Here is a 9,725-nt window from a genome sequence, read left to right as displayed (position 1 = left end):
TTCTCTGTGCGCAGGAAGGGACTCGAACCCTCACCCTCAATAAGAGGACTAGCACCTCAAGCTAGCGCGTCTACCATTCCGCCACCCGCGCAGGTGGTCTATCGGCGAATGTCCGGGAGCCCTCAGGGGCCCTGAATCCGTCGAAAGCAGCGAGAAAAACTCTAACATGTTTTGCCGGAACTGTTGAATCGGACCCGCTGGCTGCCGCCGGAGACGATGATGCGCGGTGGATCCGCGGGCACTGTGCGGCGGCGTACCATGGCGCTGCTCCTCCCTCCGGCAGCTGAGGCTGGTTAGGCTGGGGACAGACACCGACTTCAAGGAGCCGTCATGACTGTACCGAGCCCGCACGACGAAGTGGTCCGGATCTGCCAGGAGTTGATCCGGATTGATACCTCCAACTACGGCGTCAACGAAGGCCCGGGGGAGAGGCCGGCCGCCGAATACGCCGCGAACCTGCTGGAGGAAGCCGGCCTTGCGACTGAAGTGTTCGAGTCCGCCCCCGGCAGGGCCTCGGTGGTGACACGGATGAGCGGATCGGACCCTTCGGCTCCCGCACTGGTGGTGCACGGCCACCTTGACGTGGTGCCCGCACAGGCCGATGACTGGCAGGTGGATCCGTTCAGCGGGGAGGAGCGGGACGGCCTCATCTGGGGACGGGGCGCCGTGGACATGAAGGACATGGACGCGATGATCCTCTCGGTGGCCCGCCACATGTCCCGCAGCGGCATCCAGCCCCGCCGGGACATCGTCTTCGCGTTCTTCGCCGACGAGGAAGCCGGCGGCACGTACGGTGCGCGCTGGGCAGTCGATAATCGTCCCGAGCTCTTCGACGGCGCCACCGAAGCCATCTCGGAAGTGGGCGGTTTCTCCGCCACGATCGGCGGTCGGCGGGCCTACCTGCTGCAGACCGCGGAGAAAGGCATCGCGTGGCTGCGGCTAGCAGTCGCCGGCCGGGCCGGCCACGGTTCCCAGATCAACACTGACAACGCGGTGACCACGCTGGCGGCCGCCGTTGCCCGGATCGGGGCCCACCAGTGGCCGATCGAACTTACCGACACCACCCGCCGCTTCCTGGACGGCGTAACCGAGCTGACCGGCGTCGAATTCGATCCGGACAATCCGGAGATCCTGCTCAAGGAACTGGGTACCCTGGCCCGCTTTGTGGGCGCCACGCTGCAGAACACTTCCAACCCGACGGTATTGAAGGCCGGCTACAAAGAGAACGTGATTCCCGGTTTTGCCGAGGCACGGATCGATGCCCGGACGCTGCCCGGACAGGAAGAGCTGGTGCTGGCCACCATCCGCGAACTCGCGGGTGAAGGCGTGGAGGTCAGTTACGTGCACCAGGACAGGTCGCTGGAGGTGCCGTTCGCCGGAAACCTGGTCGACGCCATGATCGACTCGCTCGTACATGAGGATCCCGACGCCGTGGTGCTGCCGTACACGCTTTCCGGCGGGACGGACAACAAAGCGCTGGCGAGGCTGGGCATCACCGGCTATGGCTTCGCGCCGCTGCGGTTGCCCGACGACTTGGATTTCACCGGAATGTTCCATGGCGTGGACGAACGCGTGCCGGTGGACTCGCTGAAGTTCGGCACGCGCGTCCTGGAGCGACTGCTCACCACCTACTGATCTCTTGGATAACGACGACGAAAGGACCACCGGCATGCCTGCCAGTGTTGACGATCTGCTCCCCGATGCCCTGCTGGAAACCATCAGGGGACGGGCCGCAGGCTACGACGAAGCGAACAGCTTCTTCCATGAAGACTTCGCGGACCTCGTCGAGGCGGGCTACCTGAAGATGTTCGTGCCGGAGGAGTACGGCGGACCGGGCTACTCGCTCGAAGAGGTTGTCAGGGCGCAGATGCGGCTGGCCACGGCAGCTCCGGCCACGGCGCTGGCGGTCAACATGCACCTGGTGTGGACCGGGGTCGCCCGCGTCCTCAAGGCCCGCGGCGACGACACAATGGACTACGTCCTGGCGGAGGCAGGCCGGGGCGAAGTCTTCGGTTTCGGTGTCTCCGAGGCCGGCAACGACCAGGTCCTGTTCGATTCCCGTACCGTGGCCGCGCCCCGCGAGGACGGCGGCTACGGATTCACCGGCACGAAGGTTTTCACCAGCCTCTCGCCGGCCTGGACCAGGCTGGGCGTCTTCGGGCGGGACGATTCCGGCCCGGCGCCCCAACTGGTGTGGGCGTTCATCGACCGGGACAAGCCCGGCTACCGGATCAAAGATGACTGGAACACGCTGGGCATGCGGGCCAGCCAGTCCAATACGACGGTGCTGGAAGGTGCCGTCGCGGCGCCGGAGAAGGTTTTCCGGAAGCTGCCGGTGGGACCCAACCCGGATCCGTTGATCTTCGGCATCTTTGCGTGCTTCGAAATCCTGCTCTCCTCCGTCTATGCCGGAATCGGCGCCCGCGCCCTGGACCTGGCCGTGGCAGCCGTTCACCGCCGTCGTTCCCTGAAAACGGGTAAGAGCTACGCCCAGGATCCGGACATCCGCTGGCGTGTGGCCGATGCCGCGTTGGCCATGGACGGGCTGTACCCGCAACTGACCGCCCTTGCCCGCGACGTGGACACGCAGGCCGACCACGGCAAGTTCTGGTTCGCCAAACTTGCCGGCATCAAGATCAGGGCGACCGAAACTGCCAAGGACGTGGTGGAGAAGGCAGTGCGCGTCTCCGGCGGCGGCGGATACTTCCGCGGCGGCGAACTGGAGAGGCTGTACCGCGACGTTTTGGCAGGGCTGTACCACCCCTCGGACGACGAGTCCGCGCACAGCACCGTCGCCACGGCCTGGCTGGGGCCGTTGGACGACTGACGCAACGGCGCGTACCGCCTGGCCTGAGGGTCAGGCGGTACGTTCGACTTTGAGCACCCGACGGCGGAGCCAGTACTTCCGGCTGCCGCCCAGGTACAACCGGCTGCGGACCAGGTCCCACTTGCCGTACTCGGCGTGGTCGGTCAGTGCGCGGCGGGCTTCGCCGATGGATTCGTCTTTGTTCACCGTCAGGACCAGGTACTCGTACTGCCGGGCATAGTCGCGTTCACGGGTCACGGCGGCACCCAGAAATTGTTCTCTCATTGCCCTCCTGTTCTCTTCACTTATTCTCCACATAGCGGCTAACGTCTACAGCATGAGCATTGATCCGCGCGTCGCACTTGAGTCATTGGTATCCGCCCTGCAAGAGCATCTGGCCGCCGCCTCCAGCCGCCGGGGTGATGACGATCCTGCCGTGGAAGCAGCGTTCTCGTCCATCATGGAATCGTTCGAGACGTACGAGGACGCGCTCTACGATGCGTACGGCGAAGTGACGCCGCTGGTCATCTACGACGAGTCGGACGACGAAGGAACAGACGACCCCGGCGACGTGGTGGATCCCTTCGACGACGATTTGGAGATCGAAGAAAAGTAGCATACGCCCATCCGCCGGCACCGGGTAGGGCGTTTCGCGGCGCCTGCTCCCGGTTGCCGCCCTGAAACCGCGCCCTGAGGCCGCTTGCTTGGTGCAGCCGGCCTACGGCGCGGAAATTTCGTCCAGCACCTGGGCGATTTCGGCGGGCAAGGCATTCAGGGGAGCGTTCAGGATGTCTTCCAGCTGGGCGGGCGTCCGTGGTCCGACCACCGCCGTGCCGACGGCCGGCCGCTGCAGCACCCAGCTCAACGCCAGGTCCAGCGGCTGAACGTCCAGGCCGCGCGCCGCCGTGGCCAATGCATCGACGATCCTGGCCGGCCGGCCCGCCAGATACGGTTCCACGTAGCCGGCGCGGTGCTCTGAGGCAGCACGGGAGTCGGCGGGTGTGCCGGTGCGGTACTTGCCGGTCAGCACGCCGCGTCCCAACGGCGACCAGGCCATCAGGCCCGGTCCCAGCGCGGTTGCGGCCGGAATGACTTCATGTTCGGGGCGGCGCTGCAGCAGCGAATACTCGTTCTGCACGGCGACCAACGGAACCGGGCTGATCGAGACCGCCCGGGCCAACTGCCAACCGGAATAGTTGGACACGCCGACATAGCGGGCGCGGCCGGAGGACACCGCGTGCTCAAGGGCCGAGAGGGTCTCTTCCAGCGGCGCAGCGCCGTCGTCCCAGAGATGGACCAGCCACAGGTCCAGGTAGTCAGTGCCAAGCCGTGCCAAGCTGGCATCCAGGCTGCGCAGCATGGCCCCTCTGGACGTATCCACCTCGCGCCGGCCCTCGCTGCGCGTGACACCCGCCTTGGAAACCACCAGCACTTCCTGCCGGGGGACCAGCTCGCCCAGGAACGTACCCAGCATCGCCTCGCTGCGGCCTTCTGCATAGGGGGCAGCGGTGTCCAGCAAGGTGCCGCCGGCATCCAGGTAGGCGCGCAGCATGGTGCCGGCGGCTTCCTCGTCCGTCTCTTCTCCCCAGGTCATCGTTCCCAGCGATAGTTGCGGGACCTTCAGCCCGCTGTTTCCCAAGCGCTTGTGCTCCATAGAGCCAGCTTATGGCCTGCAGTGCCGGGCCCTTGGCAACGGCCCGCCGCCCATCGCGTCCGCGGATAGGGAACAGCGGCGTACCCTCAGGCCGCGACGGCATCTTTGCCACAGCGGCTGTGTCAGTTTCCGTTCCCGGGGCCCGCGTGCCATAAGGTCGAGGATGTGAATTGGCTAGAAGCAATCCTTTTGGGGCTCGTGCAGGGCCTGACCGAGTTCCTCCCGATCTCGTCCAGCGCACATCTGCGCATCGTCGGCGAGTTCATGCCCGGTGCCTCCGACCCCGGGGCTGCCTTCACCGCCATCACGCAGCTGGGCACTGAGACGGCTGTTGTCGTCTATTTCTGGCGCGATATTGTCAACATCATCAAGGCTTGGTTCGGCTCGCTCACCGGCAGAGTGCCGCGCAGCGATCCCGACGCCCGGATGGGCTGGCTGGTGATCATCGGTTCGGTTCCCATCGCTGTGCTGGGGCTGTTGTTCCAGGACCAGATTGAATCCACCTTCCGCAGCCTGTGGATCGTGGCCACCATGCTGATTGTCTTTGGCCTGTTCCTGGCCGTCGCCGACTCCCTCGGCCGCCAGACCCGGACGCTGGACAAACTCACGTACAAGCACGGCATCCTCTACGGCCTGGCCCAGGCGCTGGCTCTGATCCCGGGTGTCTCCCGCTCCGGCGGCACCATCACCGCCGGCCTGCTGATGGGCTACACCCGCGAGGCGGCCGCGCGCTATTCGTTCCTGCTGGCCATCCCGGCGGTCTTCGCCTCGGGCCTGTACCAACTGGCCAAGAGCTTCGGCGAGCCCGGACCGTACGGGCTGGGGGAGACAGCGCTGGCCACCGTGGTGGCATTCGGCGTGGGCTTCGTGATCATCGGCTGGTTCCTCAAGTATGTATCCACCCGCAGCTACCGGCTGTTCGTGTGGTACCGGATCGCCCTGGGTACGCTGCTGTTCGTGCTGCTGGGCTTCGGAGCCATCAACGCCTGACACGCGGGAATTTATCCGGCTCCTGCGTCCTTAAACGTTAGGAGCTTTAATGTACGACGGCGGATCGGGGCTTTCTGCATCCGGTCCGCCTCACTGGAAGGAAACTCAAGAGTGCTTGGTTGGAATGCCCGTGCCGTCCCCGAAATTCCGGGCGGCAAAGACGAACTGACCATCCACGACACCTCCGTGGGGTCGCTGGTCCGGCTTGGGGCGTCCTCCACCGCGAGCCTCTACGTCTGCGGCATCACCCCCTATGACGCCACCCACATGGGCCATGCTGCCACGTACGTGGCGTTCGATCTGCTCAACCGCTATTGGCGCGATGCCGGCCGCACGGTCACCTACGTGCAGAACGTCACGGACATCGATGATCCCCTGCTGGAACGTGCGTCGGCCACCGGCATGGACTGGCAGATCCTGGCCAAGGACCAGACCGAACTGTTCCGCTCCGACATGGAAGAGCTGAACGTGATCCCGCCCGAGCAGTATGTGGGCGCGGTGGAAGCCATCCAGTGGATTGTCCCGGCGGTGGAGGATCTGCTGGCCCGGGGCCTTGCCTACCGGGTGCCCGGAACCAACGGCGAACCCGACGGCGATGTCTACTTCGACTCCGTTGCCGCCGCCGGTCCGGGCTGGCACAACGGCGCCACGTCCCGCTTGACCGAAGCGGACATGCTGCCGCTCTTCGCCGAACGCGGCGGAGACCCTGAACGGCCGGGCAAGAAGCACCCCCTGGACGCGCTGTTGTGGCGCGTTGCCCGCGAGGGCGAGCCCGAGTGGCCGGGTGCCTCACTGGGCGATGGCCGACCCGGCTGGCACATCGAGTGTTCGGTGATTGCGCGCAAATTCCTGCCGGAGACCTTCGATGTCCAGGCCGGCGGGTCCGACCTGAGCTTCCCGCACCACGAAATGAGCGCCGGCCATGCCTACGCCATGTCCGGCGAGCCGTTGGCCAAACACTTTGTGCATGCCGGCATGGTCGGACTCGACGGCGAGAAGATGAGCAAGTCCAAGGGCAATTTGGTACTGGTCTCGGCGCTTCGAAAAGAAGGCGTGGAGCCTGCAGCAATCCGCACCGTGCTGCTGGGACAGCACTACCGCAGCGACTGGTTCTGGACCGGGGAACTGCTCCGGCAGGGCCAGGCCCGGCTTGCTGCCTGGCGGGGCGCGGCCCGCTACGTGCAGGCAGAACAGGTACCCGAGCTCGCGCACCAGATCCGCCGCGCGCTCTCCAACGACCTCAACGCCCCGGCCGCCCTGGCCGAGATCGACGGCTTTGCCGAGCACTCCCGCCAGCAGGCGGACGGACAGACCCGCGACGGCGCGGAACAGTTTGCAGCCCTGCTCGACGCATTGCTCGGCATCCGGCTGTAGTTTCGCAGGAGGCTGCCGGCAGCCCGGCTACTCTTTGCCCCGCTTTTTGAGGTAGCGCTCGAATTCGCGGGCAATGGACTCGCCGGTGGCCTCCGGCAGTTCTGCGGTGTCCTTGGCCTCTTCGAGTTGCCGCACGTAGGCAGCGACTTCGGGGTCCTCGGTGGCCAGTTCGTCGACTCCGCGCTCCCAGGCTTCGGCCTCTTCGCTGAGGGCCGACACTTCCAGCGGAACCTGCAGGATGTCCTCCAGCCGGTGCAGCAGCGCAAGCTCTGCCTTGGGGGAGGGCGACTGGCCCACGTAGTGCGGCACAGCGGCCCACACAGACATGGTCGGAATGCCAGCCAGCGACGCCACATCGGCCAGTACTCCCACGATCCCGGTGGGGCCCTCGTATTGGCTGGATTCGGTGTTCAGTGCGCGCCGGACGTCATCGTCGTCGCTGGTGATGGTCACGGGGATGGGACGCGTATGCGGCACATCAGCCAGAAGTGCGCCCACCAGGATAATGCAATCCACACCCAGTTCCTCGGCGTGGGCCAACAGCTCGGCGGTGTAGGCACGCCAGCGGTAGGACGGCTCCACGCCATGCACAAAGACGATGTCGATTTGGCTGCCGGGGATGCTGCTGCGGGTGAGCTTCGTCGTCGGCCATTTGATCCGGCGTTCCCCGGAGCCGGTCCGATGCACCACCGGCCGGGTGAATTGAAAATCGTAGTAGAGGTCCGGGTCCACGGTGGCCACCTTGTGGCTGTCCCACAGCCGGCTGAGGTACTTGACGGCATCGGTCGCGGCTTCTCCGGCGTCGTTCCACCCTTCGAAGGCAGCCAGCATCACGGTGTAACGCCGCGGCGCCTCGCCGGTCTTGGCCTTCGGGAACAGCAAATGCAGGCCGTGCTGCTCGCCGGCATCATCCATGGGCAGGTCGCCACTGTCCTGAGTACTCACGGTTTCACCCTAATCCTCCCGACACGGCTTGTCAGTGAGCTGTCATTCGATTCGCGTAGAGCATAGCCAGCGGATTCTGCTGCCGGGAGCCGGGCCCGAGCGGCGCCTGAAGGGACCGTAGACTGGGATTATGCCCGCACTTGACCCTTCCCCAGCCGCGTCCAGCGTCCCTCCGTACGGCCTGCAGGCGGTGTTCTGGGATATGGACGGAACGCTTGTTGACACTGAGCCCTACTGGATCGAGGCCGAATCCGAACTCGTCGCCTCCTACGGCGGCGTGTGGAACGAGGAGCTGGGCAAAAAACTGGTGGGAAACGCCTTGGAAACATCCGCTGCCGTGCTGCAGCAGGCGGGCGTGGATCTGGGCATCCGTGAGATCGTCGACCGGCTGATTGACGCCGTTACCGAGCGTGTCCGCCAACGCATCCCGTGGCGCCCCGGGGCACGGGAGCTGCTCGCAGGGCTGGTCGAGCAGGGGATTCCGGCAGTACTGGTGACCATGAGTGAGACGAAGCTGGCCGACGAGGTGGTCCGGGCGCTGCCCGAAGGAAGCTTCAGCCACCTCGTCACCGGTGACATGGTTGAACACGGCAAACCGCATCCGGAACCGTACCAACGGGCTTTCGACTGGCTCTGTGCCGAACTGCCCGGCGCCGACAAGCAGTATGTTGTTGCGCTCGAGGATTCGGTTCCAGGGGTCGCGTCCGCCGAAGCCGCGGGCCTGGTGACCGTGGCCATCCCGCATGTGGTGCCCGTTCCACCCGCCCCCGGACGTACGCACTGGGAGAGCCTGTCCGGCAAGGGCCTAAAGGATCTGGAGCGCCTGGTGCGTGCCTCCGAGGAAGCAGGAGTATGAGCCCGCAGACCCCCCGGCCGTCCGGGGAGAAGGAACGCAGCGAAGGCATTCCCCTGGGACGCATGTTCGGCGTTCCGGTGGTGCTGGCCTGGTCCTGGTTCGTCATCGCCGCCTTCATCGTGCTGGTCTTCGGCCCCCAGGTGCAGCGCCTGATGCCGGAAATTGGCGTCGGCGCCTACGCGGTGGCCCTTGGCTATGCGCTGCTGCTGCTGTTCTCGGTGCTGGTGCACGAACTCGCCCACGCCCTGACAGCACGGACCTTTCATTGGCCCTCCGCCAAGATCGTGCTCAATCTGTGGGGCGGCCACACCCAGTTCGACAACTTCAATGCCACACCGGGCAAGTCCCTGCTGGTGGCTCTCTCCGGCCCCGTGGCCAACTTCGCACTGGCCGGGCTCGGTTCGCTCGTCCTGCCGCTGTTCCGCGGCGAACCGATTCCGTACCTGCTGACCGACATCTTCATCTGGGCAAACTTCCTGGTGGCGATTTTCAATATCCTGCCGGGCCTGCCGCTGGACGGCGGACGGCTGGTGGAGACCGCTGTCTGGAAACTGACAGGCAGCCAGGAAAAGGGCACCGTCGCCGCGGGCTGGGCCGGCCGCGTCATCGTGGTGCTGCTGGTGATCGGCGTCGTGGGCATCCCGTGGCTGCGCGGCGGGACGCCGGACCTGCAACTGGTGGTGCTCATGGTGCTGGTCTGCGGTTTCCTCTGGATGGGCGCAAGTTCAGCCATTTCACACGCCCGGATGCGGCTCCGCCTGCCTTCTGTCAGCGCCGGGCAGCTCAAGCTACCGGCGACCTCGCTGCCCGCCACCGCGACGGTCGACCAGGTGCAGCAGGCTCTCCAACGGCACCCCGGGCTCTCAGTGGTGCTCACCGCCAGCACCGGCCAGCCCGAAGCAGTAGTGGACAGCGCCGCGCTGAGCCAGGTGCCGCCGTCGGCCGCTGCCCAAACCCCGGCCGCCGCCGTCTCCCGGGCCCTGGCGCCGGGAGCCTACGTCCCGGAGCTTGCCGCCGGCCAGGAGCTGGTGCAGTATCTGGCCCGCCTGGCGGGCAGCGAGTACGCCGTGATCGACGGCGAAGGCCGGGTCACCGGGGTG

At 66.0% G+C, this 9,725-nt stretch carries 10 protein-coding genes and 1 tRNA gene; 7 read left to right on the top strand and 4 right to left on the bottom strand.

The features are described 5' to 3' along the window. Nucleotides 1-7: 7 nt before the first annotated feature. A tRNA-Leu gene (locus AC5RWT_RS30530) sits at nucleotides 8-91 on the bottom strand. A gap of 239 nt (nucleotides 92-330) precedes the next feature. Between AC5RWT_RS30530 and AC5RWT_RS30525 the strand changes: the two genes are divergently transcribed. Further along, complete coding sequence (locus AC5RWT_RS30525; protein ID WP_494083479.1) at nucleotides 331-1,635, top strand: M20/M25/M40 family metallo-hydrolase; 1,305 nt, start codon at nucleotides 331-333, stop codon at nucleotides 1,633-1,635. 34 nt (nucleotides 1,636-1,669) lie between these two features. Next, a complete protein-coding gene (locus tag AC5RWT_RS30520) occupies nucleotides 1,670-2,827 on the top strand; it encodes an acyl-CoA dehydrogenase family protein (RefSeq protein WP_494083478.1) in 1,158 nt (385 codons plus the stop codon). Nucleotides 2,828-2,857: 30 nt separating this feature from the next. On the opposite strand, the gene AC5RWT_RS30515 is transcribed toward AC5RWT_RS30520, so the two are convergent. Then, nucleotides 2,858-3,091 carry a DUF5703 family protein gene (locus AC5RWT_RS30515; protein ID WP_494083477.1) on the bottom strand — a complete coding sequence of 78 codons (234 nt, stop codon included), beginning with the start codon at nucleotides 3,089-3,091 and terminating at the stop codon, nucleotides 2,858-2,860. Between the two features lie 52 nt (nucleotides 3,092-3,143). On the opposite strand from AC5RWT_RS30515, the gene AC5RWT_RS30510 reads away from it, so the two are divergent. After that, nucleotides 3,144-3,422 carry a hypothetical protein gene (locus tag AC5RWT_RS30510; RefSeq protein WP_493967600.1) on the top strand — a complete coding sequence of 93 codons (279 nt, stop codon included), beginning with the start codon at nucleotides 3,144-3,146 and terminating at the stop codon, nucleotides 3,420-3,422. A gap of 102 nt (nucleotides 3,423-3,524) precedes the next feature. Here AC5RWT_RS30510 and AC5RWT_RS30505 read toward each other — a convergent pair whose 3' ends face one another. Continuing rightward, on the bottom strand, nucleotides 3,525-4,460 hold the full coding sequence (locus AC5RWT_RS30505; RefSeq protein WP_494083476.1) for an aldo/keto reductase: 936 nt from the start codon (nucleotides 4,458-4,460) through the stop codon (nucleotides 3,525-3,527). Nucleotides 4,461-4,625: 165 nt separating this feature from the next. Between AC5RWT_RS30505 and AC5RWT_RS30500 the strand changes: the two genes are divergently transcribed. Next, entirely contained in the window at nucleotides 4,626-5,450 is an 825-nt protein-coding gene (locus AC5RWT_RS30500; protein ID WP_494083475.1) for an undecaprenyl-diphosphate phosphatase, read from the top strand. Nucleotides 5,451-5,561: 111 nt separating this feature from the next. Further along, complete coding sequence (gene mshC / locus AC5RWT_RS30495) at nucleotides 5,562-6,824, top strand: cysteine--1-D-myo-inosityl 2-amino-2-deoxy-alpha-D-glucopyranoside ligase (RefSeq protein WP_494083474.1); 1,263 nt, start codon at nucleotides 5,562-5,564, stop codon at nucleotides 6,822-6,824. Between the two features lie 27 nt (nucleotides 6,825-6,851). Here the strand turns inward: mshC and AC5RWT_RS30490 are convergent, their stop codons facing one another. Next, nucleotides 6,852-7,739, bottom strand: a complete 888-nt coding sequence (locus tag AC5RWT_RS30490; RefSeq protein WP_494083480.1) for a PAC2 family protein — start codon at nucleotides 7,737-7,739, stop codon at nucleotides 6,852-6,854. A gap of 160 nt (nucleotides 7,740-7,899) precedes the next feature. Here AC5RWT_RS30490 and AC5RWT_RS30485 point away from each other — a divergent pair, with 160 nt between their 5' ends. Together AC5RWT_RS30485 and AC5RWT_RS30480 are read left to right on the top strand one after the other, a co-directional pair. Continuing rightward, nucleotides 7,900-8,625 carry an HAD family hydrolase gene (locus tag AC5RWT_RS30485; RefSeq protein ID WP_494083473.1) on the top strand — a complete coding sequence of 242 codons (726 nt, stop codon included), beginning with the start codon at nucleotides 7,900-7,902 and terminating at the stop codon, nucleotides 8,623-8,625. Next, nucleotides 8,622-9,725: site-2 protease family protein (locus tag AC5RWT_RS30480; protein WP_494083472.1), on the top strand; the 1,104-nt coding region annotated here is incomplete at its 3' end. The genes AC5RWT_RS30485 and AC5RWT_RS30480, both read left to right, overlap by 4 nt.

Source organism: Arthrobacter sp. Dra40 (assembly GCF_059091905.1).
This window is presented reverse-complemented; position numbering and strand designations above follow the sequence as displayed.